Raw genomic sequence first — 25,710 nt, forward strand, 5'->3', positions numbered from 1 at the left:
ATTTGTTAATGACCAATGACCAATGCTCAATGCCTAATGAATAACAAAAATCCCAAATCTAAAATCCCAAATCTGTTACTCCCTTGGCTGGATGCTATCGCAATTACAGCTTGGGGCACTTTGATGTTGAGATATTGGCTAACTAACAAGCTGAACCTGTTGATTCACCCAAATTATATTTGGTTCGTAGTGGTGACTGGTATCAGCTTGATCGTTATTGGTTTCTCGAAGATGCAGGAACTTTGGCAACGCCGTCGCCGTGATGTGACGCCAAATGCCCAGCATATTAGTTTATTTCCCCCTGGTTGGGGCAGTACTTTGTTGTTGACCACAGCAATTCTAGGTTTTATCATTACACCTCAAGTTTTTGCTAGTGACAAAGCACTACAAAGGGGTGTGACGACTGATTTATTGGGAAGTACGCGTGTCAAACCCCAATCCTTTCGGGCTACTGTTCGTCCAGAAGAGCGATCGCTTGTAGACTGGGTACGCACCGTCAATGTCTATCCAGAGCCGGATACATACAAAGGTCAAAAAGTCAAGGTGCAGGGATTTGTCATCCACCCGCCAGATATCGGAAAAGAATATTTGTTCTTAGCACGATTTATCTTAACTTGCTGTGCAGCAGATGCTTACCCTGTGGGATTGCCCGTCAAACTACAAAATAATCAAGAGACTTACTCTGCTGACACTTGGCTGGAAGTACAAGGACAAATGGTAACAGAAAATTTGGCTGGTAAACGCCAACTTACCATTGCCGCTACCTCTCTCAAAAAGATTCCTCAACCGGAGAATCCTTATAGTTATTAGTCATTAGCCCAATGCCCAATACTTCGGCTTCTCTACGAGACGCTACGCGAACGCTCAGTACAAGTGCCCAATACTTCGGCTTCTCTACGAGACGCTACGCGAACGCTCAGTACAAGTTCCCAATACTTCGACTTCTCTACGAGACGCTACGCGAACGCTCAGTACAAGTGCCCAATACTTCGGCTTCTCTACGAGACGCTACGCGAACGCTCAGTACAAGTGCCCAATGCCCCATAATCAATGAGTAAATTTAAAGCATTTATCCAACCACTGGATCGTATAGCGATCGCACTAATGCTACTGCTGAGTCTGCTGATTGGGTTAATCATCTTGCAAGGTGATGTGGTGACTGCCCGTGTCCGGGAATTTACCTGGCAAAATCAACAAATTGGGGCAGAAGATAACTCTTTCACCCTCACCTTCAGCCGCCCAATGGAAATCAAAAGCGTCGAGGATAACTTGAAAATCGAGCCACCTCTAGCAGGTAAATTCAGTTGGGCAGGGCGGCGGATGGTTTATACACTGGTGACACCAGCACCTTATGGTACGAATTATAAAGTGCAGTTACAGGGAGCCAAAGATAAGTTTGCCCAGCAAGAGGGCAACAATCGAGTCATACAGCCCTTTACAGGTAGCTTTCGTACACGCGATCGCGTCATCCTTTACATCGGAACCAATCAAGAAGAACAGGGGCGTTTAGTTCTTTACAACTTGACCCAAGAGCAAAAAAGGATACTTACCCCCAAAGACTTAGTAGTAATAGATTTTGAGTCATTTCCTGATGGGGAGAAAATTTTATTTTCTGCCCGCGCCGCAAACAATCAAGACTTACTTTCCGCCCAACTGTACACAGTGACAACGGGCGTTTCTGGTAAATCTGGACAAAAAGCAGAATCAGAAGGCAAAGTTGACTTGACTTTAGATAGTAAAGATTATCAAAACCTGAAATTTGACTTATCACCTGATGGGCAAACTATTGTCATCCAGCGCGGAAACAAAAATAATCCTGGCGACTTTGGGCTGTGGTTTATGCCAGCAACCAGTGACGCTTCAGGAGAAAAACCTGCCCTGAAACGTCTAAAAAGCCAACCGGGGGGAGACTTTATGATCACCCCAGATAGTAAAGCCGTAGCAGTTGCCCAAGGACAGGGAGCCGCAATTTTACCACTGCAAGGTGATGCGAGTAAACCCCTAGATTTTCTGCCGCAGTTTGGTTTGGTACAGGCTTTTTCCAAAGATGGCTCTCAAGCAGCGATGGTCAAGTTTAATACAGATTACACGCGAGATTTGTTTTTAGTGACAAACCAAGGTGTGCAGAAACAACTATTAAAAACAACAGGCTCAATTCTCAGTTGCCAATTTGACATCGCCTCACCCACCCTCTACTGCTTGCTGACACAGCTAGTATCCAAGGAACAATACATAGAACAGCCTTATCTGGTGGCAATTGATCTGAAAACTGGGCAACAGAAACCACTGCTAGTACTGCCTCCTGCTCAACGAAATGTGCAAATGAGTTTATCATCTGACGGTTTGGGCTTGTTATTTGACCAAGTAGTACCGCAGACAAACCCCCCAGCGTCATTACCCACAAATACTTTGAAAACTGATGATGGAGATACGATCGCTACTAGTAGCTTGTGGTTAATGCCTCTGTTACCCATCGCCGACGCTGCAACTGTTGAAATTAGACCAGAACAACTCCCCTTAGCCGGATTTCATCCTCGTTGGCTACCTTGAGAGCATAATTCCTAAGTCGATTTCGGAAGGTTAGCTAAGGTATCGCCACCAAAACTGGAGTTGAACTCAATGGAGTTCAGTTCCATCCTTACGGAGGAGATAGCGATCGCTAATCAACTTTAAAACTACTCTACCTATTTCTGGATGACTTTTCTCAATGACTGGTTGCACAATAACACCTTCCATAATGCAATCGGGACTGACTATACTATTGGCATTATTGAACTGAGACACCGCTTCCCAAGTGTAAGCGCCGATATAAAGCACAGGTACTCTCGGCAAAGCAAATTCCTCGCAAAAAGCCACAAAATCGTTGTAATTGAGAAAATAACTGCCGCGACGCACAGCAAATATAGCAATTCCAATGTTGCCATTATTTAAGCCATATTTGATATCTTGTACGCCGTAGATTTCTCCAAAAATCTGAGTTCTTGGCGGAAGTTTCTGGAAAGCTTCGTTTTCGTTGTAAGCACGAATATAAACTAATTTTTTGTTGACTTCGCTGTTTTTCCAGAAGTAATTATGACTGCCAATTTTAGTTATGCCATCAGCATCAACTAAGACAGTGAAGTTAGTTCCGTGCAACTTCTCTGTTACAACAACTTCCTCACCTTCAATTAGGATATTTTTGTAACGTTTTAGGTTTTCGGGACTGGGGAATTTGTAATGTCCAATAAAATTTTCTACTTCCCCACTCATCCCTTGAGGAATTGGATACTCATACTTTGTTACACCAAAATACTCGGTATAGTCGTCTCCGACATTTCCCATAAAGTTATTACCAACGGGAATAAGCAAACCCTCAGAAAAAATTCCGCGAAGTTTGGCAGCACGCAGTTTTTTTGAGTAGTAGTTACGAATACCAAACTCATCCAAAAAGTTTTCTGGAATCACACTATCAATAGGAAAGTAAAAAGCTAAATCTCCAGGGTGAAGATTACCTTTGACTATAATTACTTGATACCCCATATCTTGAATAGAGGCGATATCTAGCCTATCAGCATTGGGATGAGGATTAATGCTGTTGATTTTGACAACTTCAACTTTAAAAATACTCATAGTTCACCTCGTAATTAAGCGGAGATAATATTACGAATTACTACATTTTTTGATAATTTATCCAAGCTTCCCAAAAAATATAAATTGATAGTATTCCTAAGAAAATACGAAGCACTAAACCCACAGTATAATCTGGTAGTTTTGGCAATGTGCGAGTACTCATTTGAACGCCTAAAAGACCTCCACATCCTAAAACTATACCTTGAGTAAACAGGATATTTCCTTCTAATGTGTGTCCTGTGCAGGCAGCTAAACCAGTGATGACAATCACACCCAAACTAGTCTGAATTGCTACTTTAATTTCTTCTCCCAGTAGCAACATTTGCAGTGGCACCATAATCGTACCGCCACCTAAGCCAAATAAACCTGCTAAAATTCCTGCTGCTCCCCCAGTACCAATTTTAGAAACTACTGGGTTAAATACTGGGGCTGTATCCTCTTTTTCCTTGAAGGATAGTTGCTTGCGAAGCTCAATCAAATAGATATTGGCAAGTAGTATGATGCCAAATGTAAAGAGTATTATATAGGATGGAATTTTATTGGCGAAATATACACCTATTCCAGTAGTGAAAAAAGCTGGAATTCCTAAATAAATTACTCGTTTAAAGTCAAAGTAGCCCATCCACCAATTCTGTAAACTTCCAGAAATTGAAGTAATCACAATCGCAAGGCTACTAGTAGCGATCGCCTGAACGGGAGTATAACCTAGTGTGACTAAAAGAGGAATTGTAATAATACCCCCACCTATTCCTAAAAGTCCCGCTATGACTCCAGATATTAAACCCCCAGTCACTAAAATCAACCAACTAAAATCAATCATAAATTAGGTCTTTTTCTAGACAACTGATAGTGCTGAGTGGGCATTGGGCATTGGGAAAGAGGAGGCAGGAGGCAGAAATAAATTCTTTAATTTTGAATTTTGAATTGATTTCTCCCTCATCCCCGTACTGTCACTGGATGACTAACAACGCCTCCGTAGAGCAATCCCGAATCATTCCACGGAACTGTACTTGGTTGTGTATTTCCTAAATTGTCAGTAGCACGAACTTGGAGAAAATATTCCCCAGGAACTGGGTTCCATTCAATGTCCCAGCGTGTCCATGCAAATGGAAAATTTGGCTCTCTCAGTCGTGCTAATTGCCAAGTTTTGCCACCATCTAGGCTAACTTCCACACGCACAATCTTTCCTTTCCCAGACCAAGAACGGCCACGTAGTAGGTAGTTTCTCGCAGAAAGCGTAGCCGGCCAAGCCAACTCAAAGGCGCTTTTTACATTTTGATAGGTAATCAGCTTACCTTTATATGGGGCGATCGCTGGATAATCTGCACCAACCAGCACCATCTGCTCCGTTACCCATTGGGTATATATCGGCGTTTCGGAAACCTCAATGCGCTCAATCCATTTAACGTTGGCGTTTCCTCCCCAACCAGGGAATAAGACACGGCACGGTTGGCCATGATCTGGAGGTAATGGTTCTCCGTTCATTGCATAGACGACGAGGGAGTTATCTGCTAAGGCTTTGCTAATTGGAACTACACTACTGAACTTGGATTTATTTGTCTCCTTTGAGTCCAGCGAATCCACATCTGCGCCCTCAACGAGTACATCTTTCGCTGTGGATTTCAATCCAGCCCGCTCTAATAACATAGCAAGTGGGACACCAGTCCACTCAGCCACACCAATAGCCCCAAGCCTCCACCGTGTTCCGGGGAGTGGTATGTTGTAAGCTTCTTCAAAGAAGCGCCGACCATTAGCAGCACACTCAATGGCAGAAGTCACTGAGATAGATGGCATGGCGATGATTTCATCGTAAGTAAACTCACAAGGTGCAGAAACACCAGTTCCATGAATTTGCAAACGCCATGTAGACGGGTGAAAAGGGGGAGGAGTATGGCGGTTGTGAACATAGAACCAATCGTTTGGTACTAAATAACCACGCCCATACATCGCTTCCCAGTTCATCTCTAATGTGCCTTGGCTATGAGAGATATACCCTGGCGGCAATGGCTTAAGTATTTTGCTGCCTTTAGTTTTAACAACTGCCTGACTATGAGCAGCCGCAGGTTTAACTAACCCCCCAATGGCTGTTGCGCCAACCATAGTGGCTAGTATTTTCAGAAAGCGCTGGCGCGAAATACCCGCATCTGTACTTTTTTGCCAGATGCACTCATCAACCCGTGCCTGTAGATAATCCTCCTGGTCAAAGAGGTTTTCATCGCTCAAGCTATTACCTCCTTTTTATTTGTAATTAAGACACACAGAATAAGGCTTGATGAGGGAGATGAGGGAGAAATCAATTCAAAATTCAAAATGACGCTCTCTACGAGACGCTAAAAGCGTAGCAAGATCCCTGAAAGGGTACGCGGACTCGCTTGCCGCCGGCGCTAACAAAATTCAAAATTAAAGAATTTATTTCTGCCTCCTGCCTCCTGCCTCCTCTTTCCCAATGCCCTAAAAAAACTAGCTGCCTATCGCTGTCCAAACACCGGTCATCTCATCTTGTGTGTAGTTGGGTAAATAGTGAGCAAATCCGTTTTTAGCTATTTGAGCGATCGCATCTATAAAGCGATCGCAGTCTTCTAATGTATTATATACAGCAAAGCTGGCTCGGATAATACTAGGAATGTTGCGTGTAATTCCTCTGTCTACTTCCTGAGCAATTTCGCAGTCTTGCTCATCCGAAACATTCTTCAGTTTGCGAATATATTCATAAGTGCAGAAAGCCCCAGCCCGAACGCCAATGCCGTATTCTTGTGCCAGAATCTCTGCTACTAAGCGTCCATCAAACCCATCAATATCAAAGGGAATAACATGGGCTAAATTATCTCCGGGAATATGTAATTTAACACCAGGAATCAGCCTAAGGCGTGTATACGTAAATTCAACTAGAGAGTGTTCATACTGAGCAATGCGATCGCGCCCTAGTGTTTCGATAATTTCAATCGCCTTGGCAATGGCGATCGCACCCATTGCGTTTGGTGTTCCCGGATCGTGCGCCCGTTCTGTATAAAAACGTTTTATCTCTAGGTTTCTGGTGATATAAGGCAGGTTTCCACCCCCGATTTGATATGGGTAGGAGCTATCAAAAAATTCTTTTGGCCCCAGCAAAACCCCGGTTCCATAAGGGGCATACATCTTGTGTCCAGAGAAAGCCACAAAATCTAAATGACATGGGTCATCATCTGCACCCATATTTACTTGTTCATGCTGAATTAACTGACACACGTCGGCGAATATCTTAGCACCATACCGATGTGCTAAAGCCGCAATTTCGTAAATCGGAGGTCTGTAACCTGTAATTGTCGAAGCACCTGTAATAGTCACCAGCTTAATTTGCTCGGCTTTGGGGAGATTTTGGTGAGCCTTGAAGATATCTTCAATTTCTGCAACACTTACACTTCCATCGGGTTGAGTTCTATACTGCACAACTTCGTCTCTAGTAACCCAAGGCAGCAGGTTGGATGAATGCTCGATATCAGAAACTAAGATTTTCCCAGGTTTTTTTGCCCAAAGTGTGGCGGCTCCATTAATTGCTTCTGTTGTGTTCTTCGCAAAGATTACATAGTTGTCTGAAGATGACCCCACAAAGTCCCGAATGATGTTTCGACTAGCGTCATATTCTCGTGTAGTGATGATGGACTTTTGCCCAGAACCTCGATGTACGCTGCCATAAGTGTCAAGCATTTCATCCACATGCTGCTTGAGGGTTGCAAAGGGTGTGGTTGTCGCTCCATTATCCAAATTGACGTACTTTACATCATTTCCGTTAAGAGTTTTCACCTTGAAAGATAGAGACTCATCTGTAAATAACGGTCTGATTTCTTTGTCCCAAAAGCTGTCACAATTTTCTGCAAACATTGGTAATTGGGCAGCTTCTTGCTTGATTTTTGCACCCATTGCAAGTAAGTCGGTCATCTTCAGCACCCCTATTTTAAATTTTAGTTTTTTGGACAAGCCTAACTGCCACAACGCTTTTTTCGCGCCACAATTAGATCAATCGGCAGTAACCATAGTCTTTATAACTACTTTGTTACTAGTGGAAAACTCGGTCTTAATAACTATTCTTTAATAGAAAAATAAAAAAGTGTATTCGTATTAACACTTAATTAAAATATCAATACTGTAAATCAATATACAAGGTATATAATATTGATAAGTAGTTAAGTATACTTTAAACAATTTTCTTGTAGTCATTAAACAAACTTGACGTATTGAATACAAGTTGATAGAAAAAGCCGATCGCTAACTAAGTCTGGAATTGCTTACTAGGAATGTATTTACCGAGAAAAAAGCCAGTACTAAGTTGAGATTACTCTTTAAAAAAGCTTCATTAATTTACTTAGGTATATTATTACGTATTTAATAATGCTTTCTACGTATTTATTCGCATACATCAAGATTTCCTAACATTGCACTTCTGGCAAAAGCTCTTAGTTGTTTGCTGATATTAAATAGCGATCGCTCAGGATTACAGAATTATCATCGAATGGTAGATACTTGTACTGACATCTATCCTAGGTAAGAAATAAGTCAGTATAAAAATGTATTGAATAAGACATTTCTGATTTATTTCTGAAGACAGATGCGATTATAAATAATAAAGTGTAGTGTGAGGCAGCTTTTCATACAGAAAAACTTGATCAACCAATACAATTAAGTATCGGGTTTATCGAGGATGTTGGAGGCTCCAACGCTGGAGGCAGGAGGAAAACTGCCCTCTGTAACAGCCCGCGACCAGAGGGTCTTGGGTTTAAGACCCCCACTGAACAAGAGTTCAGGGCTGCTAAATCAGTAGGGGATTCGACCCCTACTGAAAAACTCCTTCTGCCTCCTGCCTCCTTCAACCTCTCTCCCGCCTATGCTCAAAGACGGCCGACTTCCCCTTCCGCCTCTTCTTGACGGGAAAGAGCATCATAGTGTTATAACGGCATGAGTCTAGATCCAAAATAGGGAACATCAATTGATGATTAATTGCTGGTGCTTGGAGAGAGTTAAACTTAGCTTCTAGAGCAAACCCTGATTAGACAACAGTTGATAAGCAATGCTAATGGCAGCACTGCTGAATATTTTTAAGCAGGTGAGTCAAGAGTGATGAATGAAGCTAACACCTCAAACAAGGGGGCTGTGACGGAATCCCTAAATTCTGCTAATTCGCCACAATCAGAGCAGGCGAGTTGTCCCTTTTACTCAGTTGTGCCTAATGACAGTATGGCAGTTAGACAACTGCCACTTCTCATGCCAGCTCAAGATACACAATTTTCACAAGATACCACCCAGCAAGACTGGGTTGCAGAGCCTGAAAGCGGCAAACAAGCACTTATTGACTCGGAATTTCAGAACCTGCTGGCATTGAATGAAGAATTACGTGGGGCTAACAATAATTTATATGAACAAGTGGAGCAGCTAAAAGACAACTTAGCTGAGTCAGAAAAGGTTTTGCAGTGGCAGAAAACTCGTTCCAGTGTTAGTGAGTCGATGCTTAACCAACATACTCAGGAATTGGCTGCTGCCCAACAACAGATAAAATCCCTATTTCAACAATTAGAAACTGCCGTACAAACTGTTCAACGCCAGGAACTTTTCATTGATAGTTATAAAACACAGCTCCAAATTAGCCAACAACGCCTTGCCCAGTTAGAGCGAGAGTGTACATTGCTACACACTAACAACAACGAACAGTCTCAGCAGCTATTGCAATCAGAAAATGCTTGTCGGGAGTTACGTACTAGACTGATGCGACAACAACGCCAGACGCTGCAATTCAAAGCAGCTCTGGAGAAATGTCTGGATACATCGGTTCCTAGCTATGATTCCCTGCAGGATGCTGCAAAACATCCTAAAGATATAACTAGTAGCCAAGGAAGATTTTCTAGAAAAGCTCGGTCTTTGTTTCCTAACGCCCAGCCAATAAAACCTTGGTCAGCTGAAGCAGAATCCTTGAGTGATGATCTAGATAATTCTTGGGGCGAACCTTCAGCACCAATCCCATTTCAAAGAAATGAAGCCACTCCAACAACCTCATCTCCTTGGAACTGGACAGTTAAGAAAGATACGCCAACACCAACACAAGCTGCGCCATCTCCAGAAATTGAGGATTCCCCACATCCAGAGGAAGTTGTTTCACCTTTAGGTTCATCAAATTTAGATCAGCAATTAGATAGTCTAATTCAAATGTTTTTCACCTCCCAGCCCGCATCTGCATCACCACCGCCTGTTGCGAAAACAGATGTAGGTGATGCGCCGATCTGGGAGACTTTAGCAACAATTCTAGAAGACGGTGAGGAGCAGTTGGAAGCAGAAATCAATCCTCCTACAACTACCTCCAAGAAGTGGAGGACAGATTCTGGGCATTCGCTGGCGAATAACTTACCAGTTTCTTCTACTTCACCTCACACCGAGACGCCTGTTGAAGAAACTGAAGATTACTGGTCAGAAGTTTCACAATTGACACAGTTGGAATTGTCGGCAACTAATTTGTCCCCAGAGTCATTAGGTGATAATACCAATGATGGCAATTCACCCTCACCGGTTGTTTATCCCCAGCGTCCACCCAAGGGGCGTAAGTCATTGGCATCTGTGGAACTGCCGAATTTTCGCCCTAAGAGTTAGGAGTGGGGAGTGGGGATGAGGGATGAGGGAGAATAATTAATGCCCAATGCTCAATGCCCAATGCCCAATGCCCAATGCCCAATGCCCAATGCCTAATTGAGAATCCTTGCTTCTGACTTGGGAATTATGGCTTCTGGGTTAGTTTTTGCTACTTGACTGCGCGATCGCGGTTTGCCTGTGGCGATCGCATAATTAATCGCTAACAGCCACAGCCACAATGCGGGATTTCGGGGTTCTAGCCAAGAACCTACCCGATTCAAGAAGCCCCCAAACCACGGACTCAGTAAAGCGCTAATCAGGGCATGACGACCGAAGTTAAAATAACTACCAAGCCATCTCAGCAAATCCCTGGGTCCAGCGAGTTCCCAAATCCATAAAAGTAAGGCAGGATTTTTTCTCGCTGCTTTCAGTGCTAGGCGGTTAAAGGTTAACCAATCACACTTATCTTTGATGAAATTATCTGCCACCTCTAAGGGTTCGTCTGCTAACAGCCCAAAAAAGGTGTTGAGCATGGCGTTAATTCGTTGGGGTGGTAAAAATTTCCCTGTGGGCACCATCATGCCTTTGGAAAATAGCCAAGTCACGGAAACGTTGCTTTGATAGGCGCGAATTTTGTTCAAGTGTCGGAAACTCAACAAGTCATGTTTGAGAGCAGTATCCAACAGGGTTGTTAAGCGTTCTAAGTTGCGAACTAGGGAACCAAAACCGGTGAACACGAGGGGAGACTGGAGTGATGCCGCATCACCGATGGCAATCAATCGATCAAAGGCAATTGTGCGATCGCTACTTCCCACACTAAAATGCCCCGGTATATACCCAAATGTCGGCTTCTTCCACACCAATTTGTCCATATCGCACCGACGATACTCTGGCAAAATCGTGAAAAAGTCTTCGTACATCTCTAGCAAGGAACCGGGATTTTCAGCATTGACTTCGTGGTAATGAAATAAATAAATCGTCAGTTCATCTCCTGCACCGGGAAACAATTCCCAAATCAGCTGCCTTCCCCGCGAAATATCCCCATGACTGTAAAGAACGTCCCCATATTGGGAATCCCATACCCCTGGCTCAAATCCGCTCTCAATTGCCGCTCCTACCGTCGGACAGACACTATCAAAGGCACGACCACCATTTAATTGCCAAGCGATGGGAGACGCAGTTCCCATTGCATCGATTAGCAGTCGTCCACTTACTTGTTTTTCAATTTGACTGGGTAAATGCTTGACTTTCAAAATGACTTGTGATATATCAATATCTGCACGGATAAATTCTGTTTCATCCCAAATATCACCGCCTGCCGCTTGCAGTTTTTGCCCACACATTTGGAGCCATTTTTCGGAATCTAAACCTAAATTTAGGACTGTGGGTGTGTGGAGGATAGGCGATCGCAGTTTCGATGGATTATTAGCATCAAAAAACTTATTGAATCCATCCTTGTATTCCCTGGCAATGATGGTTTCTAACTCAGTGGGGGTGACTAAACCCAGGTTAACCAAGCTTTGAATCTCATCGCGCGAAATATTCCATTCTCGGTTCATCCGTCCAAAGGGCATTCGTTCCACCAGCAAGACTTTATATCCCAATTTTGCCATCAGTGCTGCATGAATTGCACCTAGTGCGCCGCCGATGTAGATGATGTCGTACTGGGGATTAGTGATTGGGGACTTGGTATTGGGATTACCTTTTCCCCAGTCTCCAGTCCCCAGCGATGCACTGAGCTTGTCGAAGTGTCCCCAGTCCCCTTGACCAGAAAACACCACTTGACGCGGCTGCTGCGGGTTCCGTACTCCTTCGCGCCATCGTTGTTCCCACCAATAGGCACGCGTTAGGTCATATTCACCGTTGGGCATTTTCTGAAAATATTTGACGGTGAGGGGATAAACAGAGCCTAGTGCAGCAAAAATCGATTGCTGGGATAAATCAATTGCTGGCGGTTCTGGGTAATGATGCGGAAAACGGCTTCTAATTTCCTTGGTCAGGCGTTGCAGGATTTGTCCCTCACTGGGAAAGGGCCGTTCTGCCCAACGAAACACTTTCAGATAGGTAGTTCGTTGCACCGACCAGACAAATACCGAAAGTTCCGCAGGCAATTTTTCGGAAATAGCCACCCCAGCACTTGTATTTGCAGTGGGTATTTTCAAGCGAAAGCCTGACGGGGTAAGCACTTTTTCTCCATTTCCGGTTTCAAAATCTGTTTGTAACCAGCTACGCACAGTTGCTATATCCGCAGTTGGAACTTCTAAATAAAGAATTTCTCTCATCGTTTCCTGACATCTCCGTTCAATCTATTCACTAAGACAGATTTTATGAATGCACAAAGTAAGGTAAACTCCGCCCTATTAGTTTCGTAAAGATTCAGTGAAGAAATTTTAAGATTTTGTCAAACTTATTGTTCATTTTGTCAAACTTTAACCCCACGCCATGAATTATCCCATTCCAGACAGTCCCCAAGAAATTGTTGCCCTGCGACAACAGCCGATTGATGAAGAACTAGTTGCCGCCGCGATCGCTGGAGTAATTAGAATTGTCCGCGCTCAGGGTCAATCTTTGGAAGAATTAACCGCTCAGTTGCTAGCGGATGATCCACTGCTGGATCAGCAACAACGTCGCTGGTTGAGCAAATTAGTTGCCCAATCCTGGGAAAAGTTCTCCTAAAACCTTGTGTATGATCGAGTTTTTGTCGCAGCATTAGATTTCTAGGTTTGCACCTAAAGATTGGGATATTGGCGTTGGCTTTGCCCAACCTAGGCATCGCATTTTAGGTATAGGAGTAACAATAATTGTCGGTATGGGATTGGCAATTGGGTTGCTATTTTTGTATTCACGGCAGAGAAGCCACTAAATTAACCATATCAGCGTTTTACCTTGCTAATGAATTTTACAACCTTCTGAAACGGAAAGACCTGTGGTTTGTACCAGAGGTCTTTTTTGTGGATCAATTCTCATGCTGTTTGAGCAGCGCCTCGACACCTTAGCGAAATAAGTATTTTTGGCACATAGCTCAGTTGGGCGATCGCTTGCCCTCCTGCTCAAAAAGTGTAAAATATGTCCACACTAAATAATAGTTTTTGTCAAGCAGAAGTTTTTACCGCCGTTGACCCTTGAGAGTGCAACAACAAACCGTATTCCAATCCCTCCACCACCGCTTGATAGGAAGCCTCCAAAATATTGGTAGAAACCCCTACTGTTGTCCAGCGTTGACGACCATTGCCTGATTCTACCAACACACGGGTTTTCGCAGCAGTACCCGTATGTCCATTGAGAATCCGCACTTTGTAATCTGTCAAATCAAAGGTTGCTATTTGGGGATAAAAGTTAACCAAAGCCTTGCGTAAAGCTGCATCCAAAGCTGCCACAGGTCCGTTACCTTCCGCCGCCTCCAAAATATTTTTCCCGTCAACACCAATTTTGACTGTAGCTAGGGCATTGCTAGTTTCTTTCCCCTCAATCAAGTCGCAGTGGACTTGAAAACCTTTGACTTCAAAAAACTTCTGACGATCTCCCAAAGCTTCGTGCATCAACAGCACAAAACTGGCCTCTGCTGCTTCAAATTGAAATCCTTCACTCTCCAAATCTTTGAGGCGTTGAAGAATTTCCCTAGCCTCTGCCTTTTGCTGATCGAGTTCAATGCCAAAACTGCGGGCTTTGGCTAAAACATTGCTCAGTCCAGACTGTTCAGAAATCACAATGCGGCGACGATTCCCGACTTGTTCCGGTTGAATGTGTTCGTAAGTTAGGGGATTACGTTCTACGGCTGATACATGAATACCGCCCTTGTGAGCAAAAGCCGAACGTCCCACAAAGGGGGCGTGTTCATCTGGTGCGAGGTTGACTACCTCACTCACAAAACGACTAGCTTCTGTAAGTTGTGTTAGCTGGTCTTCTGTGATACAACTGTAACCCGCCTTCAGTTGTAAATTGGGAATTAACGAACAGAGGTTAGCATTACCGCAACGTTCACCATAACCATTAATTGTCCCCTGTACCATCTTTGCCCCTGCCATCACGGCGGCGATTGCGTTAGCAACCGCCATTTCCGAATCGTTATGAGTATGAATTCCAATTTGGGGCATTGGGGATTGGGTAGATTCTTTCCCAGTTCCCCATTCCCCATTACCCCTTATCCCCAGAGGGGACCCCACCTTCCCCATTCCCCATTCCCTAGTCACCCTGACCACATCTTGAACAATTTGGCTAATTTCGTGGGGTAAAGTGCCGCCATTGGTATCACAGAGGACTAGCCATTCTGCACCAGATGCGATCGCCACCTCTAATGTCTGTAAAGCATAATCTCGATTGTGCTTATAGCCATCAAACCAATGTTCAGCATCGTAGATAATGCGACGGCCTTGAGAACGGAGGTACTCAATTGTGTCGCCAATCATCGCCAAATTTTCTGCTAATGTCGTCTTGAGTCCGGTTGTCACGTGTAAATCCCAAGACTTGCCAAAAATCGTTACCCAGCGAGTTCCCGCAGCCAAAATATCCTGTAGCATTGGTTCGGTTGCGGCAGTGGAGTTGGGGCGGCGAGTCGAACAAAAAGCCACAATTTCAGCTTGTTTTAGGGGATTTTCTTGGAGTTGCCAGAAAAATTGTACATCCTTGGGATTGGCACCAGGCCAACCGCCTTCAATAAAAGGAATTCCCAGTTGATCGAGTCTACGAGCAATGCGTAACTTATCTTCTATCGATACAGATAGCCCCTCGCGCTGAGTGCCATCGCGTAATGTAGTGTCATAGAGCCAAAGTTGAGGTGAAGAATTTGTGGTCATAAAACTGGGACCGACGAGACAACTTTCAAGGCAATGTGTCAATATACAACAAAAAGCCAGTTTGGCAATTTAAAAATGCCTAAGGTAATAGCTGAAGGTAAAACAATTGATTGCGAACAGGGAAGCAATCTCCGAAAAATCTTGCTGCAAAATAGTATTGACCTCTACAATGGCGGTGCTAAGGTAATAAACTGTCGGGGCATTGGCAGTTGCGTTACCTGTACGGTTAAGGTAGAGGGCAAAGTATCAGCAGCGAATTGGCGCGATCGAGCGCGGACTTCGCTTCCTCCCCATTCTCCTACAACAGACTTGCGTTTAGCCTGTCAAACTCAGGTTTTAGGCGATGTGAAAGTGACAAAGTTTGATGGATTTTGGGGGCAAGGTTCTCGAATAGTGTGGACACCAAAAGGTTAAAAAGGAGTTAAGACAAGATGGGTAGATGGACACCCTTAATTTTAATGGCTGGAGGTTTGGCCATTTTGCTTGGTACATTACTAGGCATCAACTTTCCTATGGGGGTACAAACCGCTAACGCTCCCGGTGGCAAAGCAGCAAAAGTTCTACCAGCTAATATCAATGTTAATAGCACTGCTGGCAGCAAGAACGATGAAACTGCAACTGAAGGAAATGAAACAACTGAAACAAACGAAAATAAGCGCAGTATTGTAGCCCCAAGACCTGACAACAGGACTAGCGTTGCCCAGAATCCTTCCACTGACACAACCTCACCTGCTGACAATCCAACAGACAGCAATACAACAGACAGCAGTACAGATACTTCAGAAACAAACACGCCATCCAAATCCAGCGATACAAATCAAAGCAACGAACCAATTCGTGCCTTGTGGTAACGATAGATCCGTCTTTAGTGATGAGTTATAAGTTATGAGTTATGAGTTATAAGTTATGTACTAATGACTAATGACCAATGACTAATGACCAATGACTAGTGAGATTGTAATTATTGGTGGCGGCGTTATTGGTTTAGCGATCGCCATTGAACTAAAACTGCGCGGGACAAACGTCACCGTGCTTTGTAGTGACTTCCAGGCTGCTGCTACCCACGCCGCCGCCGGGATGTTAGCACCAGATGCAGAAAACATCCCCAATGGGGCAATGCGTTCCTTGTGTTGGCGATCGCGTGCTTTATATCCCGACTGGACACGCAAATTAGAAGAACTAACCGGCTTAAATACTGGCTACCGTCCCTGCGGTATCCTCGCACCCTTTTTTGAAGAGGTAGGGGGGCAGGGAGATGAGGGAGCAGGGGAAGTAAATTCTTCTTCATCCCCCTCATCCCCCTCATACTGGTTAAACAAAGAGGCAATTCATCAATATCAGCCAGGATTGGGAGCAGAGGTAGTTGGTGGCTGGTGGTATCCCGAAGACGCACAAGTTGATAATAAGGCTCTAGCTCACGTATTGTGGACGGCGGCTGAGTCTGTTGGTGTTGAACTCAAATACGGCATTACAGTAGAAGCATTGTTACAGCACCAAGGAAAAGTGGTTGGACTGCAAACCAATGCGGGAATAATTCGTGCCGCGCACTATGTTTTAGCTTCAGGTGCTTGGTCAAATGAATTGTTACCATTACCAGTGCGTCCCAGAAAAGGACAAATGCTGAGTGTGCGGATACCGGAATTGGTGCCGGAATTGCCTTTGAAGCGGATTTTGTTTGGGCAAGATATTTACATCGTACCAAGACGCGATCGCCTGGTTCTTGGAGCAACCAGCGAAGATGTTGGCTTTATCCCCAATAACACCCCAGAAGGCATTGAAAAACTACTACAAGCTGCTATCCGGCTGTATCCCCAACTAAAGCATTATCCCATCCAGGAATTTTGGTGGGGATTTCGCCCAGCCACCCCTGATGAGTTGCCCATTCTTGGTAGTAGCTACTGTCAAAATTTAACCCTTGCTACTGGCCATTACCGCAACGGAATTCTACTTGCGCCCGTCACAGCCGCCTTGATTGCCGATTTCATCTTGTCACAAAAATCTGACCCCCTACTTGCTAATTTTCAATATTCGCGCTTCCAGTCCAAGCCATCTACCTCCACCCCAATGCTGACTCACTCTGCCAATTTTTCCAACGGGCATCGTACCCCAGACGCGATGAATTGCGTCTCTACAAATTCCCCATTAATTATCGCTGGCAAAACCTTCCAATCACGCTTGATGACGGGAACTGGTAAGTATCGCAGCATCGAGGAAATGCAGCAAAGCATCGCCGCCAGCGATTGCCAGATTGTCACTGTGGCAGTACGACGGGTACAAACCAAAGCCCCCGGACATGAAGGTTTAGCTGAAGCCTTAGATTGGACGAAAATTTGGATGTTACCCAATACCGCAGGTTGTCAAACTGCTGAAGAGGCCATTCGGGTTGCACGTTTGGGACGAGAAATGGCGAAATTGTTAGGACAGGAAGATAATAATTTTATAAAGTTAGAAGTAATACCCGATCTTAAGTATTTACTCCCAGACCCAATTGGGACGCTGCAAGCAGCAGAACAATTAGTCAAAGAAGGCTTTGCAGTATTGCCCTATATAAATGCTGACCCCATGCTAGCCAAGCGCTTAGAAGAGGTAGGTTGTGCTACAGTAATGCCTTTGGCATCCCCGATTGGTTCTGGACAAGGGCTAAAAACAACCGCCAATATCCAGATCATCATTGAAAATGCAGGTGTGCCAGTAGTGGTAGATGCCGGTATTGGTTCACCCTCAGAAGCAGCCCAGGCAATGGAATTGGGAGCAGATGCTTTGTTGATTAATAGTGCGATCGCTCTTTCTCCAAACCCAGCAGCAATGGCTCGTGCCATGAATTTAGCAACAGTTGCCGGTCGTCTAGCATACCTTGCTGGCAGAATGCCCATCAAAGATTACGCCAGTCCTAGTTCACCTCTAACTGGGACGATTACTAGTTAGGGAATAGGGAATGGGGAATGGAGCTAAATTAAATACGAGAATACCTTGCTAAACTTAGCTATGGGTAGTTAAGATGAGCAATTTTTATGTGGAAGGTTGCAGACTTCGGAAAAATGGTAGGCGTTTCAACTTCAACCTTGAGACGATGGGAACGGGAGGGAAAGCTAATACCAGAACGCACTTTGGGCAATCAACGAATATATAGCGAACATCATTTATCTAGCGCTAAAAACTTGAAAACTGGTAAGTTTCCCCACAAAATCATCGTCTACTGTCGCGTTTCCTCATCAGGACAAAAGGGTGATTTGATTAGTCAAGTTCAGGCAATGGAACAGTTTGTACTCGCCCAAGGCGTTGCCATCACTGATTCAATCCAAGAAATTGGTGGTGGCTTAAATTTTAAGCGCCCCAAATTCTTACAGATTGTGCGTTTTGCCATTCAGGGAGAAGTCAAAGTAATATATGTAGCACACAAGGATCGACTTTGCCGATTTGGATTTGAGTTAGTCGAACAGATTGTGTTGTGGGGAGGTGGTTCAATTGTTGTTGCCAACGCCGAAACCTTGTCTCCTCATCAAGAGTTGACCCAGGATTTGTTGTCAATTATCCATTGCTTTTCGTCTCGTTTGTACGGGCTGCGAAAATACAAGTCTAAAGTAAAAAAGATTGTTGACGGTGTTGATCCTTGTACAGAATGAAGGATACTTAGTTTTCTAGACAAGTTTGTTAAGGTTTAATCATGTATGCCATCAAACGAGAATTAAAACTGAATAAACCGGACAAGGGTAATAACCAATGCCCAATACTTCTCTTCTTAGGCTGCGCCAACGGCAACTCTTGGAGACGCTACGCGTAGCAAGATCCCCGGAGGGGTACGCTCAGTACAAGTGCCCAATCCCCAATCCTCAATCCCCAATCCCCAATGTAACGATTTATCTAGCAGTTTAGGAGCGGATTTAGCATTTATGTAACATAAAATGAACAATAAATAAAGGTAAAGGAATTAGTTCATGCCCTATACAACCGAAGAAGGTGGTCGCCTGAATAATTTTGCCAAGGAACCGAAGATTTATGAAGCAGAACCTCCTACGGAAGGGCAAAAGCGAACCTACATCTTACTAGGAATCGCCGCTACAGCTTTGGTTGTCGGCTTAATTCTAGTAGCCTTCTTTGTTTCCCAAAACAGATAAAATTTCATCTTTATAGTTTTTCAGGTTCTGATTTTAATAGGGGCCTGATTTTTTATTTTTTGTTAAAATTGAATTAGAAACTAATGTATAATTAAATACTTTTTTACTTCTGCTATTAATTATGTCAAAGTTTAAATTCATAGGTAAGCAAGTTCGTAGTAAGGACTAAAGTCCTTATTTTCTAAGCACTAAAGTGCTTACTACAAACCCTCAAAACTAGCTTGACAAAGTACTAGACCTGAAGCAATACTGCGTAGGTTTTGAAGATTTTTCGGTTGGGTTGAACAGAGTGAAACCCAACAAAGCCCTGAAAATGTTGGGTTTCGTTCCTCAACCCAACCTACCCCTAGCTTGACAAAGTACTAGACATGAAGTACCAATTTATCTTGAGCAGTACAACATCGACTTAAAAATTATTTTTATAGATCGTGCGTAAAACCCTGTCCCCTTGTGGGCGGGGATGTAAGCGCGGTTAAATTAGGGGGTGACGCTCGTTCCTCGCTACCGCTTCGCTAACAATGCCCCCTAATTTAACACTATCCGCGTTGCTTCTGAGTTGCAATATATTGTTTAACCGCTTCCTCCGATGCACCACCAACAGACGAGTAAAACGTCCCATCACTCCACAATCCAGAACCCCAAAATCTACGCTTTTTTAAATCCTTGAATGTGCTGAATATATGCACAGCAGAGATTGATTTCATTGTTTTAGCAATAAGAACTGGTGCTGTTGTGTGGTCTGCTTGCACAAATACATGAACGTGGTCAGGCATTATCTCAATCGCGTGGAGTGTCCATCCGTAGGTTTGGCAAGTTTCACCAAGGATTCTTTTTAACTCTATCTCTATTGCCCCCTCAAGTACCTGATTACGGTACTTTGGGCAAAATATGATGTGGTAGCCAAGGCAGTGCTTGGCGTGGGAAGATGACAGAATTTTCATTGAATAGTGTGTATTTACAAAACATATAAATTTTGGGATAATTTGATTGTATCAAAAAGGAAAAACAAAATGGAATATGGAAAAAAGGTAAAAAGATCAGAGTCCTCTGAGACTGCCTATGCAGGTAAATTAGGGTTGACAATATTACAGCCCTTACAAGATTGTTCCGAGAATGAAATAGAATTGGGGTTTCTCCCTGAGTCTGAACCAGGAATGGTTTGTTACGAAATTCCCCAAGAAGATTACGTTTTGTTGGGTGAAGGGTAAATGAAACGCACTGTCTCTATCCCAGTCGAATTACCTGATGAAAGATTTTTAAATCTGATGAATCAGTGTGCATCAATATTTAATACACATATCGACTGGGCAATAGAGAAGAAAACATTTAATAAAAACAAGGCACACAAAGATTTGTACACCCTATTGAGGCTACAGTATCCGAGTGTGCCTTCTGCATTGTTACAGACCGTGAGGGATAATGCGCTAGAGGCAATCAAAGCCACTAAATTTAAACGTGTTCCCAGAAAAAAGCCAACATCAGGATTGAGATACGACAAGCGCACAATGACACTGCGCGGACATCAGCTAACCTTATCCTGTATTGGTAAAAGAGTTAAATTAATCCTAGAAATTCCTGCTTATTTCAAAGATATTTTTGAGACTTGGGAATTAAGAGGAGCAACCTTAACTTACTCAAAGCACTCAAAACAGTTCTGGGTTCGACTGGTTTTTGAGTCAGATAACCCTCAAGAAATTAGTGGAGGAATTCAGGGAATTGACCGGGGACTTTACCATCAAGCGGTAACTTCTGATGGTCAATTTTTCTCAAGTTCCCAGATTAGAAACATTCAAAGACGTTACTTATTCAATCGTCGTCAACTCCAACAAAAAGGCACTCGTAGCGCTAAACGTCGCCTAAAAGCGATGTCTGGACGCGAGAAGCGGTTCATGAAGGACACGAATCATTGTGTAAGTAAAAAGCTAGCTAACCAACCCTTGGTTGCGGTTTTTGTGCTTGAGGATTTGTCTAGCATTCGCACCCAGCGACGCGGCAAAAAAATGAATAAATGGTTGGGCAGTTGGGCATTTTACCAGCAAGAGCAGTTCCTTGCTTACAAGGCAGAAGCTTTAGGGAAACGAGTAGTACATCAAGATCCTAGATACACTTCCCAGAAGTGCAATATTTGTAAGCATATTAAGAGGACAAACCGCCATAAGTCTAAGTTCCAATGTAAAAATTGTGGACATCATACTCACGCGGATCTCAATGCTTCTAGAAATGTCCGTGATGATTATATTCTCTCCTCTACCCAAGGGACGGAGGAGCAGGGGTCAGTCAATACCCCGTATGTTTCAGGAAATCATGTTTCCTAGTTACAAGCCACATCACAAGAGTGGGTGTGGCAGTTGACTATGAGTTTAGCCCACTTGAATACACCCAGAAAGGTGATATTTACTACGTTTTGGCTCTTTAGCCGCTATGAGCGTGAATGATACTGCACACAACAATAATTCTACTTTTAATCGGCAAGTGTATCACCGCCTGAAACTTGCCCTAAGTCTTGGTTTACGACGACAAATGTTTTTAGCGGTATGTGATGATTTACACTTAAGAAATCAGGTAGCAGCCCGTTTACATTCTACATTGGCTTATCCTGTTGGACAGGTGCTATATCAGCCATCAAATGCTCAGGAAAATAGCACTCCAGCTTATCCGCGATTAGTCACGTTGCGTTTAAATTTAAACGATCCCAATCCCCTAATCCAGATTAATCAATGGTTGGCTAATTATCCACCGCCAATTGTTGGAGCATCAAAAGATACCCCTGGAAGGCCTTTTCCAGCACCAGCATTTCAGATTGTCGGCGTGGAGCATCTCACTAAGCAACCAGTGGCAACACAAAGGTTATTTTTGCACTATCTCCGCTTAAGTGAACAATATTTCTCTACACAAGAATCCAGCCGATTCCTAGAATCTAACTTGCTGTTGTGGATACCACGTCCTTGGTTATCTGCTATCAAGCAATCAGCACCACAATTTTGGCGATCGCGTACTGGCGTATTTGTGTTTGCTGGAGAACCCAAACCAGCAACTCAGAATTCGGGACATCCAGAAGGTTTTTCACGTTCTAGAAGCTTGGATTTAGGAAATATTCAGCAGTCGATTCCAGATGAATCAGTTAACCAAGCAGAACTCAAAACCGCAGTTACCGAGTTAAAGTTTGACAATAATTCCGATTTCGCAGCAGAGATCCCAGGGAATGGCCTAGATAAAACTCAGCAAGTTTCGCCGTCAACATCAGATTTATTGAAGGCTACACCACAAGAGCAGGAATTTACTAATAGGTCTGGTAGTGGGAATAATAATCAATGGCTGCCGTCTTTATCTTATATTAGCAGCGAGTTAAGGGAGCTAGTAATAGCAACAATCAACACAAGTAATGCTGAAAATACTGAAGATTATTTCCAACCGCAGCAGATTTTGTTGGAGATTGAAGAATTACACAAAAACCAAGTTCCAGGAGAGATACTGGCAGAAGCTTATCATCGGTTGGGCACTTTATACCGCCTTCGTATTGAGCAAGGAGAGTCAACCCTAGAAAATCTGATGGTGGCAATTATTGCCTATCAAGAGGCAATTAGCTATGACGAAAGCTCACCGCAACTCCCAGATATCTTGAATGATTTGGGTACACTCTACTGGATGCTATACCGCACACCACCCAATTCTGAGTCAGGACAAACTTATATAGAGCAGGCAATAGAGTTTTATCAGTTGGCGTTAAAGATGATTTCGCCTCAGATACATTCGGAAACTTACGCTCGTGTGCAAAATAATTTGGGGACGGCTTATGGTGATTTAGCTCGTTTTTCTCACCCATCTGAAAATTGGCAGCAAGCAATTTTAGCCTACAGTGAAGCACTCACCTACCGTACAGCCGATATGGACTCGTTAAAATATGCGGCTTGCCAGAATAATTTGGGTACTGCTTACTGGCATCTAGGGCAATACAACCAACCGATTGTGCATTTAAAGAAAGCGATCGCAGCTTACAACGAAGCACTTATACACTACAACCCCGAAGAGGAACCGCTCAAGTATGGCATGATTCAAAACAATATCGGTACTGCCTGCTGGCATCTGGCACAACACGAACAACCTGCCCAAAATCTCCAGCTAGCTATAGATGTCTACATTGAAGCTCTCAAGTATCGCACTCCTGCTAATGTTCCCAGTGCTTGCGCCGGTACACAAAATAATCTGGGAACTGCCTACTGGCATCTAGCCAACCTATCTCAGACAACTAAAGAGGCACGGCAGAAGTATCTGCAACTATGTATCAGTGCTTACGAAGAAGCTATAGCTTTGGCTCACTCACTTAGGGGTACTTCTTTAAGTTTTGATTTGCTTGCTTCTTATAACAACCTGGGACTAGCCTATTATCAGTTAGTAATAGATAAGTCTTTTAATGGCGATGTAGCAACACGTTCTCAACACTTAGAAACAGCATTAGATAACCATTTGCAAGCCTTAAACGGATTAAGTAAACAACCAGAGGCTTATCAAATAACCTTTACTTATGTAGTGAAAACTATTCGTGCTTTTCATCATCAATTAGGGATACAGGGACAAAATCTAGCTTTATCTAAGGTTCCTAGTTATTTGTTGCCAGAGATTTTGTCAAAATTATAAAAAACAATAGCTTGATATCAGCTTGACAATTAAGCAGGTAGGCAAGTAGAGTAGCGATGTCTACGACCGGCTATGCCTACGCAATAACCGTTTGACTAATTATGAAGTGGTGGGATTTTTTAACAATCCATAAAGATAGCTTAGTAAATATAAATTAGTCAATAAGATTTTGGAATAGAATATGAATATTTTATTAAGAAATTCAATAGAATATTGGCGTATTTTCCGTAAATTTACTAAGGTAGACTGAAGACCTACTTTAAAGAAGCTCCAGAATAATAATTAAAACCTAACTTATGAAACTAAATTTTGTTTTCGCTACTGCCATATCTAGTTTTTTTGTGAGTGCGACCACCGGACTTGGTTTCTCTGGCCAAGCAGATGCTCTAACTTTTTCTGGCATCTCTAGTGGTACATGGGGAGTACCTACTCCAGGAAGTGTAGATACGAATCCCGTATATACAGGCGTAGGAAGCAACCTATTTACTTGGGGTGATCCTAATATTTGTCCATACACTCTTATTGGGTGTACCGTAACAGGCTCAAATAAACTAACTTTTAATGGAAATTCATTTTCAGCTGATATTAACTCTGTATTCAAAATAGCTGAGTTAACTTACTTCAATGGGACAGTAATTCAAGGTACAAGCGTTCAATATGTACCTTTAAATCTCAATGTATCCTTCGGCCCTCCCGTTGGAACCAGCCAAGTTTTTGACTTTAACTTGCTTCTAGTAAATACACCGAATGATTCAACAGATCCTGAAACAAATGCAGACTTTGTATTTATAGACCCAAGTTTGAGTAATCAGAGTTTTACCTTTCAAGGCAATAAATACACCCTTGAGCTAACTGGCTTTAATCCAAACGTTCCCCAGATGAATATTAAGGCTCTTGAAGGGGGTACAACTACAACAGCTATTTATGCCGAAATCAAAAACATACCCGAACCTTCACTAGTAGCTGGTCTATCCTTACTAGGGTTATATCTCATATCTCGTAAAAATATCTTGGGGAAGAAATACTAAGTCACTAAGAACCGATGCCATTTTTGCCCACTGATGACGCGCTGATCGGCAAACTCTCTCAGGGTAAGATTAGCAGAGACAATGGGGCTATCATGAGTTACAGCATCCTCGGCTGTCAAACCTGTGAGTTTTTCTTGCACTCTGGCAAATTGAGCCGCATTACCAGCATTTTGTAACAAGAAGAAGCCAATTAACAAGTTCCAGAAGTTACCAAAGCTGCCAAATAATAGTAGGGGAACTATACCAGAAAGAATTGCTATCCAACCAAAGATTTGCCCAACTCGACTGGCAAAGGTTACACCTTTATAAGGATTACCTGTAATTTTCCAAACGATAGCTTTCAGTATATTTCCGCCATCTAAGGGCAAGCCAGGAATCAGGTTAAATAGGGCTAATGCCAAGTTAACAGAAGCCAAAACACCAAGAATTGCAGCTAACGGCCCTGATGCAGCAGTAGTAACACCAATAGCTGTAACCATACCGCATAATAGTAAACTAACTATTTGCCCAGCGATCGCTACCCAAAAAGCTTCACCTGGGGTTTTCGACTCTTTTTCTAAGCTAGCCAAACCGCCAAATATAAACAGTGTAATGGATTTGACATCAATCCCCTGACCAATTGCAACGAAACTGTGGCCTAATTCATGGGCGACGACAGAGGCAAATAACATCAGCGCTGTCATCAATCCTAGTAACAAAGCAAATCCCGCAGATAATTGGGGAAATTGTGCCGCCAATCCACTGCTATAGCTCCAAGTTACCAAACCCAGAACTAAAAACCATGACGGATGGATATAGAAGGGAATTCCGAAGAGATTACCAACGCGAATTGTGCCATTCATGCCGTTCACCTTTGATTTCAGCTTCGAGAGGTTTGCTTTCATCCTTCTCGATGTCTTTAGTGTAACGAAAGGTTAAGAGATTTTAATCTTGATCGGGGTA

At 43.3% G+C, this 25,710-nt stretch carries 20 protein-coding genes and 1 pseudogene; 13 read left to right on the plus strand and 8 right to left on the minus strand.

Annotated elements, in window-relative coordinates; genetic code table 11:
• The first annotated feature begins 15 nt into the window (after window positions 1–15).
• Complete coding sequence (locus tag V7K97_RS09385) at window positions 16–810, plus strand: TIGR03943 family putative permease subunit (protein WP_334800602.1); 795 nt, start codon at window positions 16–18, stop codon at window positions 808–810.
• A 240-nt stretch (window positions 811–1,050) separates the two neighbouring features.
• Complete coding sequence (locus V7K97_RS09390) at window positions 1,051–2,550, plus strand: Ig-like domain-containing protein (protein WP_334800603.1); 1,500 nt, start codon at window positions 1,051–1,053, stop codon at window positions 2,548–2,550.
• A 66-nt stretch (window positions 2,551–2,616) separates the two neighbouring features.
• Here V7K97_RS09390 and V7K97_RS09395 read toward each other — a convergent pair whose 3' ends face one another.
• The 4 genes from V7K97_RS09395 to V7K97_RS09410 all read right to left on the minus strand — a co-directional run bounded on the left by V7K97_RS09395 (window position 2,617) and on the right by V7K97_RS09410 (window position 7,524).
• Complete coding sequence (locus V7K97_RS09395; RefSeq protein ID WP_334800604.1) at window positions 2,617–3,609, minus strand: RNA ligase (ATP); 993 nt, start codon at window positions 3,607–3,609, stop codon at window positions 2,617–2,619.
• A 40-nt stretch (window positions 3,610–3,649) separates the two neighbouring features.
• A complete protein-coding gene (locus V7K97_RS09400) occupies window positions 3,650–4,429 on the minus strand; it encodes a sulfite exporter TauE/SafE family protein (RefSeq protein ID WP_334800605.1) in 780 nt (259 codons plus the stop codon).
• A 116-nt stretch (window positions 4,430–4,545) separates the two neighbouring features.
• Window positions 4,546–5,832, minus strand: coding sequence for a sulfite oxidase (locus tag V7K97_RS09405; protein ID WP_334800606.1), 1,287 nt, complete (start codon window positions 5,830–5,832; stop codon window positions 4,546–4,548).
• 237 nt (window positions 5,833–6,069) lie between these two features.
• A complete protein-coding gene (locus V7K97_RS09410) occupies window positions 6,070–7,524 on the minus strand; it encodes an aminotransferase class V-fold PLP-dependent enzyme (protein WP_334800607.1) in 1,455 nt (484 codons plus the stop codon).
• A gap of 1,176 nt (window positions 7,525–8,700) precedes the next feature.
• Here V7K97_RS09410 and V7K97_RS09415 point away from each other — a divergent pair.
• A complete protein-coding gene (locus V7K97_RS09415) occupies window positions 8,701–10,218 on the plus strand; it encodes a hypothetical protein (protein WP_334800608.1) in 1,518 nt (505 codons plus the stop codon).
• Between the two features lie 92 nt (window positions 10,219–10,310).
• Here V7K97_RS09415 and V7K97_RS09420 read toward each other — a convergent pair whose 3' ends face one another.
• Window positions 10,311–12,479, minus strand: coding sequence for an NAD(P)/FAD-dependent oxidoreductase (locus tag V7K97_RS09420; protein WP_334800609.1), 2,169 nt, complete (start codon window positions 12,477–12,479; stop codon window positions 10,311–10,313).
• A 160-nt stretch (window positions 12,480–12,639) separates the two neighbouring features.
• On the opposite strand from V7K97_RS09420, the gene V7K97_RS09425 reads away from it, so the two are divergent.
• On the plus strand, window positions 12,640–12,873 hold the full coding sequence (locus tag V7K97_RS09425; RefSeq protein ID WP_334800611.1) for a hypothetical protein: 234 nt from the start codon (window positions 12,640–12,642) through the stop codon (window positions 12,871–12,873).
• Window positions 12,874–13,289: 416 nt separating this feature from the next.
• Here the strand turns inward: V7K97_RS09425 and cimA are convergent, their stop codons facing one another.
• A complete protein-coding gene (cimA, locus tag V7K97_RS09430) occupies window positions 13,290–14,990 on the minus strand; it encodes a citramalate synthase (RefSeq protein ID WP_334800612.1) in 1,701 nt (566 codons plus the stop codon).
• 75 nt (window positions 14,991–15,065) lie between these two features.
• Here cimA and V7K97_RS09435 point away from each other — a divergent pair, with 75 nt between their 5' ends.
• The 5 genes from V7K97_RS09435 to psb34 all read left to right on the plus strand — a co-directional run bounded on the left by V7K97_RS09435 (window position 15,066) and on the right by psb34 (window position 19,105).
• Complete coding sequence (locus tag V7K97_RS09435) at window positions 15,066–15,404, plus strand: 2Fe-2S iron-sulfur cluster-binding protein (RefSeq protein WP_334800613.1); 339 nt, start codon at window positions 15,066–15,068, stop codon at window positions 15,402–15,404.
• Window positions 15,405–15,421: 17 nt separating this feature from the next.
• Window positions 15,422–15,841 carry a hypothetical protein gene (locus tag V7K97_RS09440; RefSeq protein WP_334800614.1) on the plus strand — a complete coding sequence of 140 codons (420 nt, stop codon included), beginning with the start codon at window positions 15,422–15,424 and terminating at the stop codon, window positions 15,839–15,841.
• Between the two features lie 91 nt (window positions 15,842–15,932).
• Complete coding sequence (gene thiO / locus V7K97_RS09445; protein WP_334800615.1) at window positions 15,933–17,915, plus strand: glycine oxidase ThiO; 1,983 nt, start codon at window positions 15,933–15,935, stop codon at window positions 17,913–17,915.
• Window positions 17,916–18,001: 86 nt separating this feature from the next.
• Window positions 18,002–18,613 carry an IS607 family transposase gene (locus tag V7K97_RS09450; protein WP_334800617.1) on the plus strand — a complete coding sequence of 204 codons (612 nt, stop codon included), beginning with the start codon at window positions 18,002–18,004 and terminating at the stop codon, window positions 18,611–18,613.
• A gap of 312 nt (window positions 18,614–18,925) precedes the next feature.
• Window positions 18,926–19,105 (plus strand): photosystem II assembly protein Psb34, encoded by a 180-nt coding sequence (psb34, locus tag V7K97_RS09455; protein WP_334800618.1) that lies wholly within the window; start codon window positions 18,926–18,928, stop codon window positions 19,103–19,105.
• Window positions 19,106–19,641: 536 nt separating this feature from the next.
• Here psb34 and tnpA read toward each other — a convergent pair.
• Complete coding sequence (tnpA, locus tag V7K97_RS09460) at window positions 19,642–20,046, minus strand: IS200/IS605 family transposase (protein WP_334800620.1); 405 nt, start codon at window positions 20,044–20,046, stop codon at window positions 19,642–19,644.
• Window positions 20,047–20,115: 69 nt separating this feature from the next.
• Between tnpA and V7K97_RS09465 the strand changes: the two genes are divergently transcribed.
• From V7K97_RS09465 to V7K97_RS09480, 4 genes are all read left to right on the plus strand, one after another.
• Window positions 20,116–20,313: a hypothetical protein gene (locus V7K97_RS09465; protein WP_334800622.1), complete on the plus strand. Its 198-nt coding sequence runs from the start codon at window positions 20,116–20,118 to the stop codon at window positions 20,311–20,313.
• The gene (locus V7K97_RS09470; RefSeq protein ID WP_334800623.1) at window positions 20,314–21,420 is read left to right on the plus strand and encodes an RNA-guided endonuclease InsQ/TnpB family protein; all 1,107 of its coding nucleotides are present in this window, start codon (window positions 20,314–20,316) and stop codon (window positions 21,418–21,420) included.
• Between the two features lie 106 nt (window positions 21,421–21,526).
• Window positions 21,527–23,740, plus strand: a complete 2,214-nt coding sequence (locus V7K97_RS09475) for a tetratricopeptide repeat protein (protein ID WP_334800624.1) — start codon at window positions 21,527–21,529, stop codon at window positions 23,738–23,740.
• A 296-nt stretch (window positions 23,741–24,036) separates the two neighbouring features.
• Window positions 24,037–24,768, plus strand: coding sequence for a choice-of-anchor K domain-containing protein (locus V7K97_RS09480; RefSeq protein ID WP_334800625.1), 732 nt, complete (start codon window positions 24,037–24,039; stop codon window positions 24,766–24,768).
• Here the strand turns inward: V7K97_RS09480 and V7K97_RS09485 are convergent.
• Window positions 24,768–25,610, minus strand: a pseudogene (locus V7K97_RS09485) (site-2 protease family protein); the annotation flags it as partial. The gene V7K97_RS09480 and the pseudogene V7K97_RS09485 sit on opposite strands and share 1 nt — an antisense overlap.
• Between the last annotated feature and the right edge of the window lie 100 nt (window positions 25,611–25,710).

It is taken from the genome of Nostoc sp. (genome assembly GCF_036917815.1).
GTDB lineage: Bacteria > Cyanobacteriota > Cyanobacteriia > Cyanobacteriales > Nostocaceae > Nostoc.